21 protein-coding genes are annotated in these 21,523 nt (G+C 71.6%); 5 read left to right on the top strand and 16 right to left on the bottom strand.

The window, feature by feature from the left end; genetic code table 11:
* The first annotated feature begins 6 nt into the window (after nucleotides 1-6).
* Entirely contained in the window at nucleotides 7-549 is a 543-nt protein-coding gene (locus ABD844_RS42945) for a GNAT family N-acetyltransferase (protein ID WP_344892155.1), read from the top strand.
* A gap of 120 nt (nucleotides 550-669) precedes the next feature.
* Here the strand turns inward: ABD844_RS42945 and ppdK are convergent, their stop codons facing one another.
* From ppdK to ABD844_RS42895, 10 genes are all read right to left on the bottom strand, one after another.
* Nucleotides 670-3,303 (bottom strand): pyruvate, phosphate dikinase, encoded by a 2,634-nt coding sequence (gene ppdK / locus ABD844_RS42940; RefSeq protein ID WP_344892152.1) that lies wholly within the window; start codon nucleotides 3,301-3,303, stop codon nucleotides 670-672.
* Nucleotides 3,304-3,574: 271 nt separating this feature from the next.
* Nucleotides 3,575-4,744 carry a HAMP domain-containing sensor histidine kinase gene (locus tag ABD844_RS42935; protein ID WP_344892149.1) on the bottom strand — a complete coding sequence of 390 codons (1,170 nt, stop codon included), beginning with the start codon at nucleotides 4,742-4,744 and terminating at the stop codon, nucleotides 3,575-3,577.
* The gene (locus ABD844_RS42930) at nucleotides 4,741-5,409 is read right to left on the bottom strand and encodes a response regulator transcription factor (RefSeq protein ID WP_344892146.1); all 669 of its coding nucleotides are present in this window, start codon (nucleotides 5,407-5,409) and stop codon (nucleotides 4,741-4,743) included. The genes ABD844_RS42935 and ABD844_RS42930 overlap by 4 nt, the downstream gene beginning before the upstream one ends.
* 24 nt (nucleotides 5,410-5,433) lie before the next feature.
* On the bottom strand, nucleotides 5,434-6,339 hold the full coding sequence (locus ABD844_RS42925; RefSeq protein ID WP_344892143.1) for a S1C family serine protease: 906 nt from the start codon (nucleotides 6,337-6,339) through the stop codon (nucleotides 5,434-5,436).
* Entirely contained in the window at nucleotides 6,318-7,262 is a 945-nt protein-coding gene (locus tag ABD844_RS42920) for a VWA domain-containing protein (RefSeq protein ID WP_344892140.1), read from the bottom strand. The genes ABD844_RS42925 and ABD844_RS42920 overlap by 22 nt, the downstream gene beginning before the upstream one ends.
* A complete protein-coding gene (locus ABD844_RS42915) occupies nucleotides 7,259-8,212 on the bottom strand; it encodes a DUF58 domain-containing protein (RefSeq protein ID WP_344892137.1) in 954 nt (317 codons plus the stop codon). The genes ABD844_RS42920 and ABD844_RS42915 overlap by 4 nt, the downstream gene beginning before the upstream one ends.
* Entirely contained in the window at nucleotides 8,209-9,192 is a 984-nt protein-coding gene (locus ABD844_RS42910) for an AAA family ATPase (protein ID WP_344892134.1), read from the bottom strand. Before ABD844_RS42910 ends, ABD844_RS42915 begins: the two co-directional genes overlap by 4 nt.
* On the bottom strand, nucleotides 9,189-9,335 hold the full coding sequence (locus ABD844_RS42905) for a hypothetical protein (RefSeq protein ID WP_344892131.1): 147 nt from the start codon (nucleotides 9,333-9,335) through the stop codon (nucleotides 9,189-9,191). Before ABD844_RS42905 ends, ABD844_RS42910 begins: the two co-directional genes overlap by 4 nt.
* Before the next feature lie 211 nt (nucleotides 9,336-9,546).
* On the bottom strand, nucleotides 9,547-10,932 hold the full coding sequence (locus ABD844_RS42900; protein WP_344892128.1) for a glycine--tRNA ligase: 1,386 nt from the start codon (nucleotides 10,930-10,932) through the stop codon (nucleotides 9,547-9,549).
* 94 nt (nucleotides 10,933-11,026) lie between these two features.
* A complete protein-coding gene (locus ABD844_RS42895) occupies nucleotides 11,027-11,314 on the bottom strand; it encodes an antibiotic biosynthesis monooxygenase family protein (protein WP_344892125.1) in 288 nt (95 codons plus the stop codon).
* A 59-nt stretch (nucleotides 11,315-11,373) separates the two neighbouring features.
* Here ABD844_RS42895 and ABD844_RS42890 point away from each other — a divergent pair, with 59 nt between their 5' ends.
* Complete coding sequence (locus tag ABD844_RS42890; protein ID WP_344892122.1) at nucleotides 11,374-11,721, top strand: DUF6703 family protein; 348 nt, start codon at nucleotides 11,374-11,376, stop codon at nucleotides 11,719-11,721.
* A gap of 94 nt (nucleotides 11,722-11,815) precedes the next feature.
* Here the strand turns inward: ABD844_RS42890 and ABD844_RS42885 are convergent, their stop codons facing one another.
* From ABD844_RS42885 to sucC, 6 genes are read right to left on the bottom strand one after another with little or no spacing between them, the layout of a single operon-like run.
* Complete coding sequence (locus ABD844_RS42885) at nucleotides 11,816-13,351, bottom strand: aldehyde dehydrogenase family protein (RefSeq protein ID WP_344892119.1); 1,536 nt, start codon at nucleotides 13,349-13,351, stop codon at nucleotides 11,816-11,818.
* A gap of 5 nt (nucleotides 13,352-13,356) precedes the next feature.
* A complete protein-coding gene (gene gcl, locus ABD844_RS42880; RefSeq protein WP_344892116.1) occupies nucleotides 13,357-15,060 on the bottom strand; it encodes a glyoxylate carboligase in 1,704 nt (567 codons plus the stop codon).
* Between the two features lie 44 nt (nucleotides 15,061-15,104).
* Nucleotides 15,105-15,965, bottom strand: a complete 861-nt coding sequence (locus tag ABD844_RS42875; protein WP_344892113.1) for an NAD(P)-dependent oxidoreductase — start codon at nucleotides 15,963-15,965, stop codon at nucleotides 15,105-15,107.
* The gene (locus tag ABD844_RS42870) at nucleotides 15,962-16,726 is read right to left on the bottom strand and encodes a hydroxypyruvate isomerase family protein (RefSeq protein ID WP_344892110.1); all 765 of its coding nucleotides are present in this window, start codon (nucleotides 16,724-16,726) and stop codon (nucleotides 15,962-15,964) included. The genes ABD844_RS42875 and ABD844_RS42870 overlap by 4 nt, the downstream gene beginning before the upstream one ends.
* On the bottom strand, nucleotides 16,723-17,610 hold the full coding sequence (sucD, locus tag ABD844_RS42865) for a succinate--CoA ligase subunit alpha (protein ID WP_344892107.1): 888 nt from the start codon (nucleotides 17,608-17,610) through the stop codon (nucleotides 16,723-16,725). Before sucD ends, ABD844_RS42870 begins: the two co-directional genes overlap by 4 nt.
* Nucleotides 17,611-18,768, bottom strand: coding sequence for an ADP-forming succinate--CoA ligase subunit beta (gene sucC, locus ABD844_RS42860; RefSeq protein WP_344892196.1), 1,158 nt, complete (start codon nucleotides 18,766-18,768; stop codon nucleotides 17,611-17,613). It lies immediately after the preceding gene.
* Nucleotides 18,769-18,834: 66 nt separating this feature from the next.
* On the opposite strand from sucC, the gene ABD844_RS42855 reads away from it, so the two are divergent.
* The 3 genes from ABD844_RS42855 to ABD844_RS42845 all read left to right on the top strand — a co-directional run bounded on the left by ABD844_RS42855 (nucleotide 18,835) and on the right by ABD844_RS42845 (nucleotide 21,414).
* The gene (locus tag ABD844_RS42855; protein WP_344892104.1) at nucleotides 18,835-20,166 is read left to right on the top strand and encodes an MFS transporter; all 1,332 of its coding nucleotides are present in this window, start codon (nucleotides 18,835-18,837) and stop codon (nucleotides 20,164-20,166) included.
* A 232-nt stretch (nucleotides 20,167-20,398) separates the two neighbouring features.
* Nucleotides 20,399-21,145, top strand: coding sequence for a GntR family transcriptional regulator (locus tag ABD844_RS42850; RefSeq protein ID WP_344892101.1), 747 nt, complete (start codon nucleotides 20,399-20,401; stop codon nucleotides 21,143-21,145).
* Nucleotides 21,146-21,228: 83 nt separating this feature from the next.
* The gene (locus tag ABD844_RS42845) at nucleotides 21,229-21,414 is read left to right on the top strand and encodes a hypothetical protein (protein ID WP_344892098.1); all 186 of its coding nucleotides are present in this window, start codon (nucleotides 21,229-21,231) and stop codon (nucleotides 21,412-21,414) included.
* The last annotated feature ends 109 nt before the right edge of the window (nucleotides 21,415-21,523 follow it).

Genomic DNA, 21,523 nt, shown 5'->3' with positions numbered 1-21,523 from the left:
CTCCTCATGTCCATACAGCTCTCGCGGTTCACACCCGGCGACACCGACGCGCTGGTCGACTTCCTGACCGGTGCGGAATGGCCCTTCCACGCCGGGGTCCAGGACGCGGCGGCGATCCGGCGGCGGGTCGAGGAAGGGCGCTACGACGACGCGGAGAACCGGACGTTCTGGCTGCTCGCCGACGGGGAGCGGGCCGGTCTGGTGCGCCTGTTCGACCTCACCGACGGCACGCCCATGTTCGACCTGCGCGTCGGGGAGGCGTGGCGGGGGCGCGGGCTGGGCACGGCGGCGGTGCGCCTGCTGACCTCCTACGTCTTCACGGAGTTCCCCGAGGCCACCCGGATCGAGGGGAGCACCAGGAAGGACAACGTCGCGATGCGGGTGGTCTTCCTCAGGTGCGGATACGTGAAGGAGTCCCACTACCGGGAGTCCTGGCCGGCGCCGGACGGCACCGTGCACGACTCGGTGGGCTACGCGATCCTGCGGCGCGACTGGCAGTCCGGGACGGTGACGCTGCCCGACTGGGACGACGAGCCCACGCCCGCGTGACCTCCGGCGGCGGAGGGGGCCGGGTTCCCCCGCGCCGCCCCCCGACCGCCCCGACCACCCCGACCGCCCCGACCGCCCTGCCCGCGCCCAGCATGCGGTCCAGGGCGGCTCAGGCGTCCGTCAGCGGGTGTCGGAGTCGGTCCTGGAGAGAGCGGCGCGGCCGGCCTCCAGGCGGGCCACCGGGATCCTGAACGGCGAGCACGACACGTAGTCGAGACCCGCCTCGTGGCAGAAGTGCACCGAGTCGGGGTCTCCCCCGTGCTCCCCGCAGATGCCCAGATGCAGGTCCGGCCGGGCCGACCTGCCCTCCGCCACCGCGATCTCGATCAGCCGGCCCACCCCCTCCCTGTCGAGGGTCTCGAACGGGGAGACGCCGAAGATGCCCAGGTCCAGGTAGCGGGAGAAGAAGGCCGACTCGACGTCGTCGCGGGAGAAGCCCCACACCATCTGGGTCAGGTCGTTGGTGCCGAAGGAGAAGAACTCGGCGGCCTCGGCTATCTGGGCCGCCGTGAGCGCCGCCCTGGGGACCTCGATCATGGTGCCGATCAGCGCCGCCACGCCCTCCTCCGCGAGGATCTGGACGGCCTCCTCGCGTACGGACTCCAGCTCCTGCACGGCCGCCACCAGCGGGATCATGATCTCCGGCCGGGCCCCCGGCACCTCGGCCGCCGCCTGGGCGATGGCCCTGACCTGCATCGCGAACAGGCCGGGGATCACCAGCCCGAGACGGACGCCGCGCAGGCCCAGCATCGGGTTCTGCTCGTGCAGGCGCTTGACCGCGGCCAGGAGCCTGCGGTCCTTGCCGGTGGCCTCGTGCGTGGCCGCCTTGACCGAGAGGTCCACGAGGTCGGGCAGGAACTCGTGCAGGGGCGGGTCGATCAGGCGGATGGTGACGGGGTGGCCGTTCATGGCCTGGAAGATGCCCACGAAGTCGGCCTTCTGGAGCGGCTCCAGGGCGTCCAGGGCCACCTGGCGCTCCTCGTCCGTGGTGGCCAGGACCAGCTCCTCCACCAGCCGGCGGCGCTCGCCGAGGAACATGTGCTCCGTACGGCACAGCCCGATGCCCTGCGCGCCGAAGCGGCGGGCGCGGGCCGCGTCCTCCGGGGTGTCGGCGTTGGCCCGCACGCCGAGCCGCCTGGCCCCGTCCGCGTGGCGCATGACCCGGTCCACCGCCTTGACGAGTTCGTCGTCGGGCTCGGCGCCCTCGAAGTACTCGACCACGGCCGAGTCGACGACCGGGACCTCCCCGAGGAAGACCTCGCCCGTGGTGCCGTCGATGGAGATGACGTCGCCCTCGGAGACCACCACGCCGCCCGGGGCGGAGAAGCGCCGCTCGGCCGTCAGGACCTCCAGCTCCTCGGCCCCGCACACGCACGTCTTGCCCATCCCGCGCGCCACCACGGCGGCGTGCGAGGTCTTGCCGCCCCGGCTGGTCAGGATGCCCCTGGCGGCGATCATGCCGGCCAGGTCGTCGGGGTTGGTCTCGCGGCGGACGAGGATGACGTCCTCGCCCCGGCCGGCCAGCTCCACGGCCCGCTCGGAGGAGAAGACGACCTTGCCGACGGCGGCGCCGGGCGAGGCGTTCATGCCCCTGGCGATCTTCTTCTTCTCCGCGCCGTGGTCGAAGCGGGGGAACATGAGCTGCGCGAGCTGGTCGCCGGTGACGCGGGTGACGGCCTCGTCCATGGTGATCAGGCCCTGGTCGACGAGCTGGGTGGCGATGCGGAAGGCGGCCGCCGCCGTACGCTTGCCGACCCGCGTCTGCAACATCCACAACGTGCCGCGCTCGATCGTGAACTCGATGTCGCACAGGTCGCGGTAGTGGTTCTCCAGGGTCTCCATGATGGAGACGAGCTGGTCGTAGGAGGGCGGGTCGATGCGTTCGAGGTCTTCCAGGGGGATCGTGTTGCGGATGCCGGCCACCACGTCCTCGCCCTGGGCGTTCTGCAGGTAGTCGCCGTAGATGCCCTGCCGGCCCGAGCCGGGGTCGCGGGTGAAGGCCACGCCGGTGCCGGAGTCGTCGCCGTAGTTGCCGAAGACCATGGCCATGATGTTGACGGCGGTGCCGAGGTCGGCGGGGATGCGTTCCTGGCGGCGGTAGAGGATGGCGCGCGGGGCGTTCCAGGAGTCGAAGACGGCCATGACGGCCAGGCGCATCTGCTCGCGCGGGTCGGTGGGGAACTCCCGGCCGGTCTGCTCGCGGACGATCCCCTTGTACGTCTCCACGAGCCGCTGCAGCTCGCCCGCGTCGAGGCCGGTGTCGGGGCGGCGGCCCTTGAGCGCGTCGAGCGCGTCCTCGAACAGGTCGCCGTCGATGCCGAGGACGGTCTTGCCGAACATCTGGATGAGCCTGCGGTAGGAGTCCCAGGCGAAGCGGTCGTTGCCGCCCGCCTGCTTGGCCAGGCCGTGGACCGACTCGTCGTTGAGGCCGATGTTGAGTACGGTCTCCATCATCCCCGGCATGGAGAACTTCGCCCCGGAGCGCACGCTCACCAGCAGCGGGTCGTCGGCCTGCCCGAGCTTCCTGCCCATCCGCGACTCCAGCGCCGCCAGATGCCCGGCGACCTCCCGGTCCAGCCCGTCCGGTACGGAGCCCGCCGACAGGTAGTGGCGGCACGCCTCGGTGGTGATCGTGAACCCGGGGGGAACGGGCAGCCCGAGGTTGGTCATTTCGGCGAGGTTGGCTCCCTTACCGCCGAGAAGGTCCTTGAGATTCCTGTTGCCCTCGGTGAAATCGTAAACGTACTTGGCCACCACAGCTCCAATCGAACGCCTCTGATCCGGACTCTACCGGCGAAATTGGTGACGAAACTTCACTCCCCACTCTGGTCGGCGTTCGCGCTGGTCAAGGGCTATGAACAGGTCTAATCCAATTATCCGGCCGATGGTCGAAAATTGGATTAGACCAATTGGTTTACACCAATTCTTGAGAAAAGGCGGGCGCCGGGCGCGGAATCAGATCACACCCCCACCGGGAAGGGCCTGCGGCCACTCCCGCCAAGCCCGGGACACGGCGTCGGGGCGGTCAGCGCAGAGGGCTGTCCTCGGGTGGCGTGCCGGGCACGCCGTCGCGCGGCGGCAGCCACAACACGAACGTGGCCCCCTCGCCGAGCCGCGAGAACACCGCCACGCGCCCTCCGTGCGACTCCACGATCTGCCGGACGATCGCCAGGCCCAGACCGGTGTGCCGGTCCCTGCGGCTGCCCTCGGCCCGCCAGAAGCGGTCGAACACCCGCTCCTGGTCGGCCTCCCGCAGGCCGGGGCCGTCGTCGCGGACCGCCACCCACAGCCACCCGTCCGTCCGGCCCGCCGCCGCCCTGATCGTGCCGCCGGGCGGCGAGAGGCGGACGGCGTTGGAGAGCAGGTTCGCCACCGAGCGGCGCAGCGCGTCGGAGTCGCCGGTCATCTCCAGGCCGGCGCCCAGGTCGCGAGTGATCGTCACGCCCCGGGCGGCGGCCGGGGTCGCGTACTCCTCGCACGCCTCCCCCACCACCCTGGACAGGTCGAGGTCGGCGTCGGCGAACGCGGTGCCCTGCCGTCTGGCGGTGGCCAGCAGGTCCTCCACGAGCGTGGTCATGCGGGTGGTCGCGCGGTCGACGATGGCCACGGCCCTGGTCCGCTCGTCCTCGCTGGCGTCGGGGGCGGCCAGGACGGCGTCCACGTTGGCCCGGATGATGGTCAGCGGGCTGCGCAGCTCGTGCGAGGCGTCGTCGATGAGCTGGCGCTGGGCGCTGAACGCCGACTCCAGGCGGTCGAGCATGGTGTCGATGGTGTCGGCCAGGTCTTTCAGCTCGTCGCGCGGGCCGCTCAGCTTGATCCGCCGCTTCAGGTCGGTGGCCTGGATCTCCTCCGTCGTACGCGTGATCGACCGCACGGGACGCAGTACCCGCCCGGCCAGCACCCAGCCGATGCCCAGGCTGGCGACGTACAGGCCGGCCAGCGTGAGCAGCGAGTAGTTGCGCAGGGTGGCCATCGTCTCGACGTTGACCGCGTTCTCGACCTCCTCGACGAAGACCACCTCGCGCTTGCCCAGGTACTGGGTGCCGCTGTAGGTCTTGGCGAACTCGGTCGTGACCGGGCGCTGATCGGTGGTCTTGGAGACGGCGAAGTAGATGCCGCCGAGCACCAGCGCGGCCAGCACGAACAGCAGGCCCGAGTAGAGCACGGTGATCCGGAAGCGGATGGTGTGGATCATGAAGAGGGCTCCTTGAGCCGGTAGCCCCGGCTGATCACGGTCTCGATCAGGCCCTCTTCCTGGAGCTTGCGGCGCAGGTTGCCGACCGTGACGCGCACGGTGCTGGTGAACGGATCGGTGTGCTCGTCCCAGACGTGTTCGAGCAGCTCCTCCGACGACACGACGTGGCCCGGCCTGGTCATCAGGTAGTGCAGCACGCCGTACTCCTTGGGGGTCAGCGCCAGCGAGCGGCCGTCAAGTGACACCTCCAGCCGGGCCGTGTCGATGCGCAGCCCGCCCACCTGGAGCACGGAGGTGCGGCCGCCGGTGTCCCTGCGCAGGAGTGCCCGCACCCGGGCCAGCAGCTCGGGGAAGGCGAACGGCTTGACGAGGTAGTCGTCGGCGCCCTCGTCGAGGCCGCGTACGCGGTCGTCGAGCCGGTCGCGGGCGGTCACCATGATGATCCGCGCCCCATGGCCCGCCGCGCGTACGGTGCGGCAGAGCTGGAACCCGTCGCCGCCGGGCAGGTTGAGGTCGAGCAGGACCAGGTCGTAGGTGTTGACCTGTATCTTCTCGTGCGCGGACGGCGCGTCGTAGGCGACGTCGACCGCGTAACCCGCCCGGACGAGGCCGACGCGCAGCGCGTCGACCAGGTCCTCCTCGTCCTCCACCACAAGCAGTCGCATGCCTTGAACCCTAGTTCGGTGAACCTAGTCGCGGATGATCCGTTCGGCGACGGGCGCCGCCCGGTCGATGGGGATGGCGAAGCCGATGCCGATGTTGCCGCCGCCCCTGCTCGCCGCGATCGCGGTGTTGACCCCGACGACCTCGCCACGGGCGTTCACCAGGGGGCCGCCGGAGTTGCCCGGGTTGATGGAGGCGTCGGTCTGCACCGCCGTACGCGGGGAGCCGCCGAGGCGTACCTCCCGGTCGAGGGCGCTGACGATGCCGGCCGTGACGGTGCCCGACAGGCCCAGCGGGGAGCCGATGGCGAGCACCTCGTCGCCCACGGACAGGTCGGAGGACCTGCCGAGCGTGGCGGGTGTCAGCTCCCCAGGATAGGCGACCTCCAGCACCGCGAGGTCCTCGTCGTCGTCCGCGCCGATCACGTCGGCGCTCAGCCTGCTGCCGTCGTTGAGCACCACCGTCACCTGGCTGCTGCCGCTGACCACATGGGCGTTGGTGAGGATGTGGCCGAGGGCGTCCACCACGAAGCCCGAGCCGCCCGAGCTGCGCGTCTCCACGGAGACCACGCTGGGCAGCACCTGGGCCGCCGTCGCGCTCAGCCCGGACAGGCCGGTCGCGGGCGCGGGCGCGGCCCTGGGCAGGGCCGTGACGGGGGCCGGCTCGGACCCTTCGAAGAGCCGGGCCCCCGCCACGCCCGCCGCCGCCCCGGTGAGCGCCGCGACGAGCGCGGCGGCGACCAGGACGCGTCCCCGGTGCGGCGACCCCGTGAGTGTGCTCGTGGGCGTGCTCGGGGCCGGTACGACGACGCCGCCCTGCGCAGGAAGCGTCCCGTCGTTCCCCAGGACCTCCTGGCGGACGCCCACCGGCAGCGTGCGGAACTCCGGCCCGCGCGGCCTGCCCAGCCCCCTCATGGCAACCTCGAGAACCACAGCATCGACGTCATCGCCGCGATCAGCGCGAAGATGAGCCCAGCCCCCACGAACCACTGCCAGACCTCCTGAACCTCGGTGCGATAGCCGACCGACGTGCCGATGTCCTCGTAGACCGCCTGCAACTCGCCGCCGCTGGCAGCCTCGTAGAAGCCGCCGCCCGCCGCCTCGGCCAGGCCGCGCAGGGCGGGCCCGTCCACCGGCACCGGGACGTCCCTGCCCGACAGGCTGATGACGCCGTCCGGGGTGCCGTAGGCGATGGTGGTGACCGGGACACCCCGCGACGTCGCCTCGGCCGCCGCGTCGCTCACCGTGCGGCCGGTGGTGTTGGAGCCGTCGGACAGCAGCACGATGTGCGCGGGCGGCGTCTCCTCCTCCGAGTCGAGGGCGGCGATGGCCTCCAGCGAGGTGAAGACGGCCTCGCCGATGGCGGTGCCCGAGTCGGTGCTGAGCCGCTCCAGCGCGTCCAGCACGGTCTGCCGGTCCGTGGTGGGCGGCACGGCGACCGAGGCCGCCCCCGAGAACGACACCAGCCCCAGGTTGAACCGCTCCGGCAGCCCCTGGACGAACTGCCTGGCCGCCTGCTTGGCCGCCTCGAACCGGTTGGGCGCCACGTCGGTCGCGCCCATGGACGCCGACACGTCGAACGCCACCATGATCGTCGCCCGCTCCCTGGGCACCTGCACCTCGGCCGTCGGACGGGCGAAGCCCACCACGAGCAGGGCGAACATGAGCAGCAGCGCCGCCGCCGGCACGTGCCTGCGCCATCCCGGCCGCCGCGGCGCCACCTTGTCGAGCAGGTCGAGGTTGGTGAAGCGCACCGCGTACGAGGTCCGGCTGCGCAGGGCCATGAGCACGTATGCGAGGGCGAGCAGGGCCACCGGCACGAGCAGCAACAGCCACAGGGGCGCGAGGAGGCTCACGCCGCGTCACCTCCCCCGCTCGGCGCCCGTCCCCGGCGGGACGGGCTGGCGGCCAGCGTGGCCAGGCGGCGCTGGGCCATGACGTGCTTGACCAGGTCACGCACCCAGTCCCGGTCGGTACGCAGCCGCAGATGGGTGGCCCCGGCCCGGCGCAGCGCCCCCGCGATGGCGTCGCGCTGCGCGGCGGCGGCCTCCGCGTACCTGCGGCGCAGGCGGGCGTTGCCGGTGGCGACCTCGCGCCGCCGTCCGGTCTCCGGGTCGATCAGCGTGAGGATGCCCACGTCCGGCAGGGTCAGCTCGCGCGGGTCGAGCACCTCCACGGCGAGCACCTGGTGGCGGGCGACGAGCCTGCGCAGCGGCAGCTCCCAGGTCTCGGGGGTGTCGAGGAAGTCCGACACGACCACGGCCAGCCCGCGCCGCCGCATCACCCGGCCGAGCTGCTCGGCCGCCACGCCGAGCAGCGGCTCGGCCACCCCCGGCGGGGTGCGCGGCAGCGCGAACGCGGCCTGCAGCAGCGCCATCAGGTGCGGCCGGCCCGTCCGGGCGGGCAGCGTCCTGACGCCGCCGCCGTGCAGCAGGTGGGTGCCGATCCGGTTGCCCGTGCGCTGGGTGAGGAAGCCGACCGCGGCCAGGGCCGCCACGGCCAGCTCCCGTTTCTCCATGGCCACGGTGCCGAAGTCCATGCTCGCGCTGGCGTCGAGCAGCGCCCAGATCTCCAGCTCCCGGTCGGCGACCAGGTCCCGGACGTGCGGCTCGTTGGTGCGGGCGGTGACGTTCCAGTCCATCCGCCGCACGTCGTCGCCCGGCTGGTACGGCCGGGACTCCGCCGGTTCGCTGCCCGGACCTGGCACCAGGCCGAGGTGTTCGCCCTGGAGCAGTCCATCCAGCCTCCTGGTGATCGTCAGCTCGAGCCGGCGCAGCGCGGGCTCGGCCATCAGGTACGGCCTCATGCCACGGCGTCCTGCTGCTGGGGGGCGATGACGGGCAGCGGCACGGCGGCCAGCACCCGGTCCACGATCTGCCTGGGCTGCACCCCGTCGGCCAGCGCGTCGAAGGAGAGCACCAGCCGGTGCGCCATGACGTCGTGCGCCAGGTCCCGTACGTCCTCGGGCAGCACGTAGTCGCGTCCGCGCATGAGCGCGAGCGCCCGGCCGGCCGCCAGGAGGCCGAGCGTGGCCCTGGGGCTGGCCCCGAAGGCCAGCAGCCGGCCCGCGTCCTGGACGCCGTAGCGGTCGGGGTCGCGGGTGGCGTAGACCAGGCGGACGGCGTACTCGGCGACCGCGTGGTGCACGAAGACCTCCTCGGCCCGGCGCTGCAGCGCGACGACCTGCGCCGGGCCGAGGATGCTCTGGGGCGTGGGCGGGTCCACGCTCATGCGGTAGACGATCGCCAGCTCCTCCGACTCGCTGGGATAGTCCACGTCGATCTTCATGAGGAAGCGGTCGCGCTGCGCCTCCGGCAGGTGGTAGACGCCCTCCGACTCGATCGGGTTCTGGGTGGCCAGCACCAGGAACGGCCTGGGCACCTGGTGGGTGACGCCGCCGATGCTGACCTGGCGCTCGGCCATGATCTCCAGCAGGGCGGACTGCACCTTCGCCGGCGCCCGGTTGATCTCGTCGGCGAGCAGCAGGTTGACCATGACCGGCCCCAGCTCGATGTCGAACGACTCGGTGGAGGGCCGGTAGATCCGGGTGCCGATGATGTCGGACGGCACCAGGTCCGGGGTGAACTGGATGCGGGCGAACGTCCCCCCGACCACCGTGGCCATGGTCTCGGCGGCCAGCGTCTTGGCGATGCCGGGGACGCCTTCGAGCAGGCAGTGCCCCTTGGCGAGCACCGCCACGAGCAGCCGCTCGACCATGTGGTCCTGCCCGACGATCACCCGCTTGACCTCGAACAGGGCCCTTTCGAGCAGTGCCGGGTCGGTCATGGCTGGACACTTCCGTGGTGGCAGTCGTCCACGACCACGCGCAGTTCAAGAGCGGTCGGCTCCGGGTCGGCGAACGCGGCGCTGCCCGTCATGAGCACCGCGGCGGCGGCGAGCAACACAAGAGCGAAACGTGATGTACGCATGGATTCCTCGTCCCTCGTATGGGCCGTATCGGCTTAGGACGCATGTCATCAAGCGACCGCGAAAACCCGCGTAACCGCCGCCTTTACACGGTTTTTCGGTTGGTATCGCCCCTGGTCCTCCACGCGAAACGGCCGCCCGCGGACGTGCGGGCACGCGAACGGGCCGCCCACCGTGACACCGGTGGACGGCCCGTCGGGCGCCTCGTGTGGCTCAGTCGTTGAGGTGCTGGCGCAGGTAGGACTCCACGCCGTCGATGGAGATGCGCTCCTGCCCCATCGAGTCGCGCTCGCGGATCGTCACCGCCTGGTCTTCGAGCGTGTCGAAGTCGACGGTGATGCAGAACGGCGTGCCGATCTCGTCCTGACGGCGGTAGCGGCGGCCGATCGCGCCCGCGTCGTCGAACTCGACGTTCCACCGGCGGCGGAGCTGGGCGGCCAGGTCGCGGGCCTTCGGCGACAGGTCGGCGTTGCGCGACAGGGGCAGCACCGCGGCCTTGACCGGGGCGAGCCGGTGGTCGAGCCGCATGACCGTGCGCTTCTCCATGACGCCCTTGGCGTTGGGCGCCTCGTCCTCGCTGTAGGCGTCGAGCAGGAACGTCAGCGTGGCGCGGTCGACACCGGCCGCGGGCTCGATGACGTAGGGGATGTAGCGCTCCCCGCTGTCCTGCTCGAAGAAGCTGAGGTCGGCGCCGGACGCCTTGGAGTGGGCGGTGAGGTCGAAGTCGGTGCGGTTGGCGATGCCCTCCAGCTCACCCCACTCGGAGCCGGTGAAGTTGAAGCGGTATTCGACGTCGACCGTGCGCTTGGCGTAGTGGGACAGCTTGTCCTTCGGGTGCTCGTAGAGGCGCAGGTTGTCTTTGTTGATGCCGAGGTCGGAGTACCAGCGGAAGCGCTCGTCGATCCAGTATTGGTGCCACTCCTCGTCGGTGCCCGGCTTGACGAAGAACTCCATCTCCATCTGCTCGAACTCGCGCGTGCGGAAGATGAAGTTGCCCGGGGTGATCTCGTTGCGGAACGACTTGCCGATCTGGCCGATGCCGAACGGGATCTTCTTGCGGGCCGACTGCTGCACGTTGAGGTAGTTGATGAAGATGCCCTGCGCGGTCTCGGGCCGCAGGTAGGCCAGGCCCGACTCGTCCTCGACCGGGCCGAGGAAGGTCTTCAGCAGGCCGCTGAACTGCCGGGGCTCGGTGAAGGTGCCCTTGTTGCCGCAGTTGGGGCAGGTGATGTCGGCCAGGCCGCCCTCGGGCACCTTGCCGTTCTTCTCCTCGTACGCCTCGATCAGGTGGTCGGCACGGAAGCGCTTGTGGCAGGACAGACACTCGGTCAGCGGGTCGGTGAAGGTGTCGACGTGGCCGCTGGCCCGCCACACCTCGGGCGCGAGGACCACGGAGGAGTCGAGGCCCACCACGTCGTCGCGCGACTGGACCATCGACAGCCACCACTGCCGCTTGACGTTGTTCTTCAGCTCGACACCCAGTGGACCATAGTCCCACGACGCGCGCAGTCCGCCGTAGATCTCGCTCGACGGGTAAACGAGCCCGCGGCGCTTGGCGAGGCTGACGATGGTGTCCATGACGTCGGTGCGTCGTGCCATGTGGTTGATTCTCTTTCCGGCTGGAGGTCGGCGAGGGAAATTGGTGAGATCCCAGCTTAGGGGACGGTCACCCGCTCTCGCGCGCGAGTAAATGCTACGCCCCGTCCCGCGTGTAGACGTCCTCGAACGCGCTGGGCTCGTTGAGCATGAGAATCATGAGCGGATACATCACCATCCGCGCGGCCGACAGCGCCCTGCGGTAGAAGCCGGCGCCCTCCCACTCCGTGACCAGCGCCCAGAGGTTGGGCTCGTCGACCGAGCGGGCGAGTCTGCCGCGCAGGTAGCCGGGCTGCGAGGCGAACGTGTCAAGGATCGTGTGGCCCTGCTTGACGAAGTCTTGGGACTGGGACTCTGGAACGGTGTATCGGATCACGGCGAGCACCCGACCAGCCTAGAGGCGTACACCGCACAAGACGTGCGAACTCCCGTAGGCTCTGTTACGTGGCCCCTGACAACAAGCGCCGCCCGCTGCCCCAGGGCGAGCAGTTCTTCACGCCGGGCGCGACCGGCCTGCGCAAGGCGGTCGAGCAGCGCAGCGCGGTGCCGATGGCGTTCCTGTTCACGCAGGTGCCCCGGTGGGTGGCGCCCGTCGTGCTGGTGATCCTGCTGCTGGCGGGGTTCGCCGTGGCCAATCCGCTGGGCGGCGTGGCGGTGCTGCCGGTGATCGCGTTCGTGGGGTGGCTGGCCTACCTGTCGTGGCCGTCGCTGGGCGTCGCGGGCAGGCTGCTGCGGGTCGCCATGCTGACGTTTCTCGTCCTGCTCGTGGCGACCCGCTTCGGCGCCTTCTAGGCGCTCTGAAAGGCTCCAGGGGCCCTGGAGGGCCCTCCCGCGCCGGAGGGCCCTCGGGGCCGCCTGAGGCAGCGTCGAGTAGCGCTGGTGAGCGCTAAGGCAGCAGCGTGTAGCTCGGGAAGTTGCCGGGCAGGCGTTCACCGTCCGGGCCGGTGGTGGCGGCGCGGACGAGCAGTTCGCCGCCCACGAACGCGCCCCGCCACGACGCGCCGAGCCCGCCGAACAGTTCCTCGCGGTCCCCGCGTGAGCGCGGCCGGTTGTGACCGACCTTGAACGCGCGCACCTCGGGCGCCAGGCGGTTGAAGGTGTCCTCGTCGTCGCAGGAGAGCGTGGCCACCAGGGCTCCGTTGCTGGCGTTCATGGCGGCCAGCAGCTCGGCCTCGGTGTCCACCAGCACCATCGTGTCCACCGGGCCGAACGGCTCGGCGTGGTGCAGGGGCGAGGAGGGGGGCGGGTTGAGCAGCGCCGTCGGGGCGAAGTACGCCGAGACGTCCTGACCGGGCAGGAAGTGCCCGTCGTCGAGCGACGCCCGGTGCACCGGCACGCCGCCCCTGGCCACGGCCTCGTCCACCTGGTCGGCCAGTTCCTTGGCCTTCGAGGCGTTGATGAGGGGCCCGAAGTCCAGCTCGGGCAGCGGGTCGTCCGGGTCCGCGACCGCCAGCGGGTGCCCGAAGCGCAGCGAGCCCACGGCGTCCAGGTAGGCGCCGAGGAACCGGTGGAACAGCGAGCGCTGCACGACGAAGCGCGGGTAGGCGGTGCAGCGCTGTTTGGCGTAGTCGAAGGAGGCGCGGATCTGGCGCGACAGCAGGTCCCAGTCGTCGTACTCCCACACGCCCCAGGAGTTGAGCCCCTCCTGCTCCAGGACGTGCCGGCGGCCGAGGTCGGCCAGCGAGGTCGCCACCTTGCCGCCGGCGCTCCGGCCGCCCACGAACGACACGCAGCCCAGCGAGCGCGCCCCGACCAGCACCGGAGACAGCTCGGAGCCGCCCCCGCTGACCAGTGTGAACGGCAGCCCCTCCCGTACGGCCAGCGCGCTGGCCAGGGTCAGGCAGCACAGGCCGCCGTCGGTAGGGGTCTTGGCGATCACCGCGTTGCCGGCCAGCGCCTGCACGAGCATGGCGTGCATGAGCACGCTCATCGGGTAGTTCCAGCTCGCGATGTTGCTGACCGGGCCGGGCAGGGGGGTGCGCCCGACCACCATGCGGTCGATCTCCTGGACGTACCAGCGCACGCCGTCCAGGCAGCGGTCCACGTCCGCGCGGGCCGTCTTCCACGGCTTGCCGATCTCCCAGACCAGCAGCAGGGCCAGCAGGTCACGGTGCGCGGCCATGGATTCCACGGCCGCCGACACCATGGCCTTGCGCTCGGACAGCGGCAGGTAGCGCCACCGCTTGTGCTCCTCCGCCGCGCCCGCCACGGCACGGCCCGCGCCGGCCCGGTCGAGCCGGGGCGGGCCCGCGATGGCGGTGCCGTCGAGTGGCGAGAAGCCGGGCACGGGGCGCCCGTCGCGGTGCCAGATGCCGCCCCAGTGGTTCAGCACCCGGTCGTCGTGGAATGCCTCGGGGGCCGCCGAGCAGCACTGCTCGTACGCGTCCTGCCATGACGTACCCGGCTTGAGCCGCATGTCCATCCTCCTCAGTCGGACCAGTCGGCGGTGATGAGCTCGGGCAGCGGCTCGAACTCCTTGATCGCCTCCAGCGAGGGGCCCATGGCGGCGTTCGCCTCGCGCTCCACCATCACCTCCACCAGCACCGGCAGCCGCTCGCGCGCCGCCTCCTCGGAGGCCCAGGCCAGTGCGTCGCGAAGGTCGCCGGGCAGCTCCACCCGGCGCGCCGGGCAGCCGAACGCCTCCATCGCCTTGACATGGTCGATGCCGCCCTCTCCGTAGTGCAGGTCGACGGCGTAGTTCATGCCGTAGGGAAGCTCCGCCTGCCGGATCAGCCCCAGGTACTCGTTGTTGATCATGACGATGACGAACGGGATCCGGTACTGGGCCGCGACCGCCACCTCCTCCATGAGGAACTGGAAGGAGTAGTCGCCGACCACCGCCACCACCTGGCGCTCCGGGTGGGCCAGCTTGACCCCCATGGCCGCGGGCACCTCCCAGCCCAGCGGCCCCGCCTGCCCGCAGACCAGGTACCGGCGGGGCAGGTACGTCGTCTGGAACTGGCCGGACCAGATCTGGTACAGCCCGATGGCGGTGACGAACGTGGTGTCCCTGGGGAAGAACTCGTTGATCTCCTTGAACACCCTGGGCGGCTTGATCGGCACGTCGTCGAAGTCGTCGCGGCGGGCCATGGTGCCGCGCAGCTCGCCGACCTTGCGCACCCACTTGTCCGGCTCGCGCGGCGCGCCCCTGCGGCGGGCCTCGTCGCGCAACTCGGCCAGCACCGGCCGGGCGTGGCCGACGACGCCGAGGTCGGGCTCGAAGACCCGGCCGATCTGCATCGGGTCGATGTCCACGTGCACGAACTTGCGCCCGCGCCGGTAGACGTCCAGCTCGCCGGTGTGCCGGTCGCCGAACCTGGCGCCCACGGCCAGCACCAGGTCGCTCTCCAGGAAGGCGGCGTTGCCCCACCGCGTCTGCGTCTGGATGCCGGCCATCCCGGCGAACAGCGGGTGGTCCTCGGGGAAGGCGCCCTTGCCCATGAGCGTCACCTGCACCGGCACCTGGAGGTGCTCGGCCAGCGCGCGCAGCTCGTCGGTCGCATCGGCGATGATCACACCGCCGCCGGCCAGGATGATCGGCCGCCTAGCCTCCTCGATCAGGTCAAGGGTCGCCCGCACGGCCTGCGGCAGCGGCTGCGGCACGTCGACGGGCAGCGGCGCGTCCACGGCGGCGTTGTAGAGGCAGGTGCCGCGCTGGACGTCGATCGGCAGGTCGATGAGCACGGGTCCAGGCCGTCCCGAGCGGGCGATCCTGAACGCCTCCCTGAACACCCAGGGCGCCTGGGCCGGCTCCTTGAGCTGCACGGCCCACTTGGTCACCGGGCGGGCGATCTCCACGATGTCCACCGCCTGGAACGCCTCCTGGTGCAGCTTGGAGGTCGCGGCCTGCCCGGTGACGCAGATGATCGGGATCGAGTCGGCGAGCGCGGTGTAGAGGCCGGTGATCATGTTGGTGCCGGCCGGGCCCGAGGTGCCGATGCAGACGCCGACGTTGCCGGTCACCCTGGCCCATCCGTCGGCGGCGTGGGTGCCGCCCTCCTCGTGCCGTACGGTGATGTGCCGGATCGAGCTGTGCTGCAGCGCGGCGTAGAGCGGCAGGATGGCCGCCCCGGGGATGCCGAAGACCGTGTCCACCCCCTCCGACTCCAGCACCGAGACCACGGCCTCCATGCAGGGCACTCTCACAGCGTCCGGTGTCCTCTCGCTTCGCTCGCTCATGCGTTCAGCCTTTCGATCACCTTGAGCAGGGCGGAGTGGTCGAGCGAGCCGTGGCCCTGCGCGCGGGCCGCGGCCACGAGCTGGGCGACCTGGCCGGTGAGCGGCAGGCTCACGCCGGCCTCGCGGGCGGCGGCGACGGCGATGCCCATGTCCTTGTGGTGCAGGTCGATGCGGAAGCCGGGAGCGAACTCCCGCTTGACCATGGTGTGCCGCTTGAGCTCGAGGATCCGCGAGCCCGCCAGGCCGCCCGCGAGCACGTCGAGCCCGGCCACCGGGTCCACGCCCGACGCCTCCAGCAGCACGATGGCCTCCGCCACCAGCCCGTAGATGCCGCCCACGACCAACTGGTTTGCCGCCTTGACGGTCTGGCCGGCCCCCGGGGGGCCGACGTGCACGATCGTGGTGCCGAGGCGCTCCAGGACGGGCCTGGCCGCCTGGACGTCCTCGTCCGCCCCGCCGACCATGATCGACAGGGTGGCGTCGATCGCGCCGCGCTCGCCGCCGCTGACCGGCGCGTCGACCGCGCGCACTCCGACGGCCGCCGCCTTCTGGGCCACCCAGCGGGAGGTCTCGGGCTTGATGGTGCTCATGTCGATGTAGAGCAGGTTCGGCTTGCCGTACTCGAGGACGAGCGGCGCGACCTCCTCCACCTGCGGCGAGTCGGGCAGCATCGTGATCACCACGTCCGCCCCGGCCACCGCGTCCACGATGCCGGAGGCGCCCTTGCCGCCCAGCCCGGCGAGCTGCTCGAGCCGCTCGGCGCTCACGTCGAATCCGGTCACCTCGTGCCCGGCCTTGAGGAGGTTGGCCGCCATCGGGCTGCCCATGATCCCCAAGCCGACGAACCCGATGTTCATGCCTGCCTCCAGTCGAACGCGCCCGGTCCCTCGTGCCGGTACTCCAGGCCGACGTGCCCGCGGTAGCCCGCCGCGCTCAGCCGCGCGAAGATCTCCGGGAACGGCATCCGCCCGCTCCCCGGCCGTCCCCTGCCGGGGTCGTCGGCGATCTGCACGTGCCCGAAGCGCGAAGTGTGCCCGTCGATGAGCGCGAGCACGTCCTCGCCCATCCGGTTGAGGTGGTACAGGTCGGCCAGGAAGGCCACGTTCTCCCTGTCCACCTCGTCGATCAGCTCGAACGCCGCCCGCGACGACGTGATCGGATAGTTCGGGTTCTCGTGGGAGTTGAGCGCCTCGACCACGACGGTCGCGCCGATGCCGGCCGCCGCGTCGGCCGCCCTGCGCAGGTTCGCCACGGCCAGGTCCTTGTCGGTGCCGGGGCCGTTGCCGTACAGGGCGTTGAGCACCCGGCAGCCCAGCTCGCCCGCGAGCTTGACCGCGACGTCGATGTTGGCCTGGAAGCGGGCCGAGCCGTCCGGCCTGGCCAGCAGGCCGCGCTCGCCCGCCGCCATGTCGCCGGCGTCGAAGTTGAGCCCCACCAGGCGCACCCCGGCGTCCCGCAGGGCCTGCCGCAGGGCGGCCAGCTCCGCGTCCGACGGCTCCGGCCCGCCGAACGGCCACCACAGCTCGACGGCGTCGAACCCGTGCTTGGCCGCCGCGGCCGGCCGTTCCAGCAGTGGCAGGTCGGTGAACAGGATGGACAGGTTGACGTCGAAGTTCACGAACCCGCCTTCCTGCCCAGCTCGGAGCGCATGAGGCGGGCCGTCTCCGAAGGCGTCCTGCCGACGCGGACCCCGACCGACTCCAGGGCCTCCTTCTTCGCCTGCGCGGTCCCGGACGAACCGGACACGATCGCGCCCGCGTGCCCCATGGTCTTGCCCTCCGGCGCGGTGAACCCGGCGACGTAGGCGACCACGGGCTTGGTGACGTTCTCCTGGATGTAGGCGGCGGCCCGCTCCTCGGCGTCGCCGCCGATCTCGCCGATCATGACGATCGCGTCGGTGCCGGGGTCGTCCTGGAAGGCGCGCAGGCAGTCGATGTGCGTGGTGCCCACGACGGGGTCGCCGCCGATGCCCACCGCGGTGGAGAAGCCGAGGTCGCGCAGCTCGTACATGAGCTGGTACGTCAGCGTCCCCGACTTCGAGACCAGCCCGATGCGCCCGGCGGAGGTGATGTCGGCCGGGATGATCCCGGCCGACGACTGGCCGGGGCTGATCAGGCCGGGGCAGTTGGGCCCGATGATCCGGGTCCGGCCGCCCGCCAGCGCGCGGAAGCGTACGGCGTCGTGCACCGGCACGCCCTCGGTGATGACCACGCACAGGGGCACCGCGGCCTCGACCGCCTCCTCCACGGCGGTGGCGGTGAAGCGCGGCGGCACGAAGATGACCGACACGTCGGCGCCGGTCTCGGCCACGGCCTCGGCGACCGAGCCGAACACCGGCACCGTCCGCTCCCCGAAGTCCACCGAGCGCCCGCCCTTGCCGGGCGTCACCCCGGCCACGACGTCCGTCCCGGCGGCGAGCATGCGCGTGGTGTGCCGGGTGCCTTCCGCGCCGGTCATGCCCTGGACGAGCACCCGGCTGTCCTTGGTCAGAAAGATCGCCATTTACGCACCTGCCGCGAGTCTGGCCGCCGTCTCGGCGGCGCCGTCCATGGTGGAGACCTGGCGGACCGCCGGGTGCCTGGCGTCGCTGAGTATGCGCCGGCCCACCTCGGCGTTGTTGCCGTCCAGCCGTACGACGATGGGCCTGCCGTGGCCGCGCTCGCCGAGGAGTTCGAGTGCCGTCACGATGCCGTTGGCCACCGCGTCGCAGGCCGTGATGCCGCCGAAGACGTTGACCAGCACCGAGCGCACGTCGGGGTCGGCCAGGATGATCTCCAGCCCGTCGGCCATGACCTGGGCGGACGCGCCGCCGCCGATGTCCAGGAAGTTCGCGGGGTCGGCGCCGGCCCCCGCCACCACGTCGAGCGTGCTCATGACGAGCCCGGCGCCGTTGCCGATCACGCCTACCGTGCCGTCCAGCTTCACGTAGTTGAGCCCCTTGGCCCTGGCACGGGCCTCCAGGGAGTCGGACTCCTCCGCGTAGTCCGCCCAGGAGTGGCGGAAGAAGGCGTTGTCGTCAAGGGTGACTTTGCCGTCGAGCGCCACGATGCGCTGGTCGGTGGTGCAGATGAGGGGGTTCACCTCGACCAGGAGCGCGTCCTCCTCGACCAGCACCCGCCACAGTTTCTCCAGCACCTCGGCCGTCTGCTCGGGCAGCCCCGCCTTGGCCGTCAGTAACCGGGCGGTGTCGGCGTCCACCCCGACGGCTGGGTCGATCGGCAGCTTCACCAGGGCGTCGGGGTCGTTCGCCGCCAGCTCCTCGATCTCCACGCCGCCCTGGGCGGACACCATCGCCAGGAACGTGCCTTCCGCCCGGTCCACCAGGAAGGCCGCGTAATACTCCTCGAACGGCACGGTCGCGGCCTCCACCAGCACGCGGCGCGCGATGTGCCCCTTGATGTCCATTCCGATGACGCGATCGGCCTCGGTCTCGGCCGCGACCGGCCCGGCCGCCGGTCTGATCCCGCCTGCCTTGCCCCGTCCGCCGGTCTTCACCTGGGCTTTGATGACAACGGGCGTGTCCAGCTCGGCCGCGACCGCGCGGGCCTCGGCCGGAGTGGTCGCGATCCTGCCTGCTGGAACGGGGATCCCGTGACGCCCGAAGAGCTCCTTTGCCTGGTACTCGTACAGGTCCATTCGAGCCTCCTTTGTACACGGTATACCGTATGGAGTATCCTTCGTCTAGGGTCTCGACACGGTCCGCGTCTTCTGGATATTCCATACAGTATGGAGAATGCAGTTAAGGATTGGCGTGGCCGCTCGTACCGTCCTGGCCCCGTCCCCGCCGACCGCCGCTCGATGTTCCGGCTCGCCCTGGCCGCGATGGCGGCCATCGGCCCTCTCCAGTACGGCTACGCCGCCCTGCACGCCAGGGAGGCCGCCGGCCTGACCCTGCTCGCCGTCTGGATCGCCTGCCAGGCCGCCGGCGCGCTGCCCGCGCTCCACCTCGTCCGCCGCCGTCGCCTGAGCGTGCGCGCGGCCCTGACAGCCGGGGCGGCGCTCAGCGGCCTGGGCCTGGCCGCGGCGGCGCTGGCCGGCCCCGGCTTCGGCCTCGTCGCCCTCGTGGGGTACGCCGTGCTCGGCGGCCTCGGCGCCGGCCTCGTCTACGGGGTGTGCGGCGAGGTCGTCTCCTCCTGGTACCCGGAACGGCCCGCGGCCCGCGTCGGGCTCATCACCGGCGCCTTCGGGTACGGCGCGGTCCCCCTGCTGGTGTGGACCGGCCTGGCCCCCGGCGCCGCCGAGGCCGCCTTCCTGGTCGCCGCCCTGCTCGCCACGGCCGTCATCGGCGCCGCCGCCCGGCGTCTGCGGCTGCCCGAGCCCCTGTGGTGGCCCGACGACCTCGACCCGCGGACCCACGCCCTCGACGCCGCCCGGCTGCGTACGGCGCCCGAGGCGGTCAAGCAGTTCGGGCTCGCCCAGGCCGTGCGCACACGTACGCTGCCCGCGCTCGCCCTCATGCTGACGTGCGCGGGCGCGGTGTCGCTGCTCGACGTGATCGTGGTCGCGAGCACCGGCGCGTGGGGCGCGCTGGCCCTGCTCGTCGCCCTGAACGGCGCGGGCAGGGCGGTGGCCATGCGCGCCTCGGAGCTGTACGGGCGCCGCCGGGTGCTGGCCGCCGTCTTCGGCGCGCTCGCGCTCGGCCAGGTCCTGCTCGCCGTCGCGGTACAGAACGCCACCGCCGTGGCCGCACAGAACGCCACCGCCGTGGGCGTGCAGAACGCCATCGCCGTGGGCGTGCAGAGCGCCACCGTCCAGGGCGCGGCGGGCGACCTGCTGCTCTGGCTCGGGGCGGCCGCGGCCGGGCTGGGCGGAGGCGCGTTCTACCCTCTGCTGGCCAGCCTCGTACGCGAGCTGTTCGGCACCGAGCGCGCCACCGAGATCCACGCGGTCGTCTACAGCGCCAAGGCCGTGGCCGGCGCGCTGGCCGTCGCCCTGGCCCTCGCCGCGCTGACCGCCCCAGGCACCGCGCTCCTGGCCGCCGCCGCGCTCGCGGTGCTGCCCGCCCTGGCCACGCCCCGCCTGCGCATCCCCGGCCTGCCCGCCACCATCCCCCTGTAGGCCCCCTGTAGGCCCCCGGCAGTCACCTCGCCAGGCATCTCGGCAGACCCCCTTCACCGGCCCCCGCAGACCCCGCCGAAGGATCCCGCGGGGGCCAAGGATCCCTAAAGTCCCGCTGTAGCAGTGGTAGAGGACGGCACCCCTGTGATGAGACTCACGACCGTGGGTAACCCCTAGACGGTATGCTGTAGGCAGTCGACGAAAAACCGAAACACTGCGCTGGAGACGTGACATGTTGCTGTCGGATCAGGCCGGTACGACGGCGGCCGCCAAGATTCCCCGCCCTGCCACGCTCAGGGAGAGCGTGATCGAGGCTATCCAAGAGCTCATCGTCTCCGGCCAGCTCAAGCCGGGCCAGCACCTCGTGGAGAGCGAGCTGGCCGCGCTGCTCGGGGTGTCCAGGCAGCCCGTGCGCGAGGCGCTCCAGCAGCTCAGCGGCGAGGGGTGGGTCGACCTCCATCCGGGGCAGGGCGCGTTCGTGCACGTGCCGACGCTGGAGGAGGCCGACCAGCTCCTCGCGGTCCGCACGCTGCTGGAGACCGAGTCCGCCCGGCTCGCCGCGCAATACGCGGGCGAGGAGGGCGTCAGGCGGCTGCGCACCCTGTGCGCACAGGGCATCGCCGCGGTGAAGTCCGACGACGTCGACGGCGCCGTGGCGCTCAACTCCGAGCTGCACGCCCTGGTGACCGACCTGTCGGGCAACAGGGTCCTGGCCGAGCTGGCCGCCCAGGTGGCCAGGCGGGTGCGGTGGTACCACACGCCGGTCGCCCGCCAGCGCGGCATGGCCTCGTGGGACGAGCACACCGCGCTCATCGACGCCATCGAGGCCGGCGACGAGCGCCGGGCCGCGAAGATCATGCGCGAGCACACCGAGCACACCCGGGCCTCCTACATGGAGCAGCGCGGGACCGAGCCGGTCGAGCCGGCGCCCAAGCCCGTACGCCGCCGCCGTCCCCGCCAACTCGGCGGAGCCGGATAAGTGACGTGCTGTTCACATAAGTCCACATGCTCCGAAACACCTCGGTTAGAGGATGGAGCCATACCAGTTGGAGGTGCATGACCATGAAGGCGTTCCTCCGCCTTCTTCTTGGTGATCCCCTGGGCCAGGGGGCGGACGGCCGGGCCATCGGCATCGGCCTCAGCGCAGCGCTCAGGAAGCACTACTCAGCAGACGACGCCGACCGCTACCTGCGCCAGTGGAGCGCCGAGCGGGAGCGGCTGGATCTCCGTGAGAGCCCGCGGCCCTGACCCCGCGAGCACCCATAGCGCGAACGTCCCACCGGCACTGACGTTCCACCGGTACGAACGTCCCACCGGCACGGTCGCCCCACGGCCTCGAGCCGCGACAGGGAGGCGG

The sequence above is a fragment of the Nonomuraea antimicrobica genome (genome assembly GCF_039536965.1).
GTDB classification, from domain to species: Bacteria; Actinomycetota; Actinomycetes; order Streptosporangiales; family Streptosporangiaceae; genus Nonomuraea; species Nonomuraea antimicrobica.
Note: the sequence above shows the minus strand (reverse complement) of the source record. Positions and strands in the feature narration are given on the sequence as shown.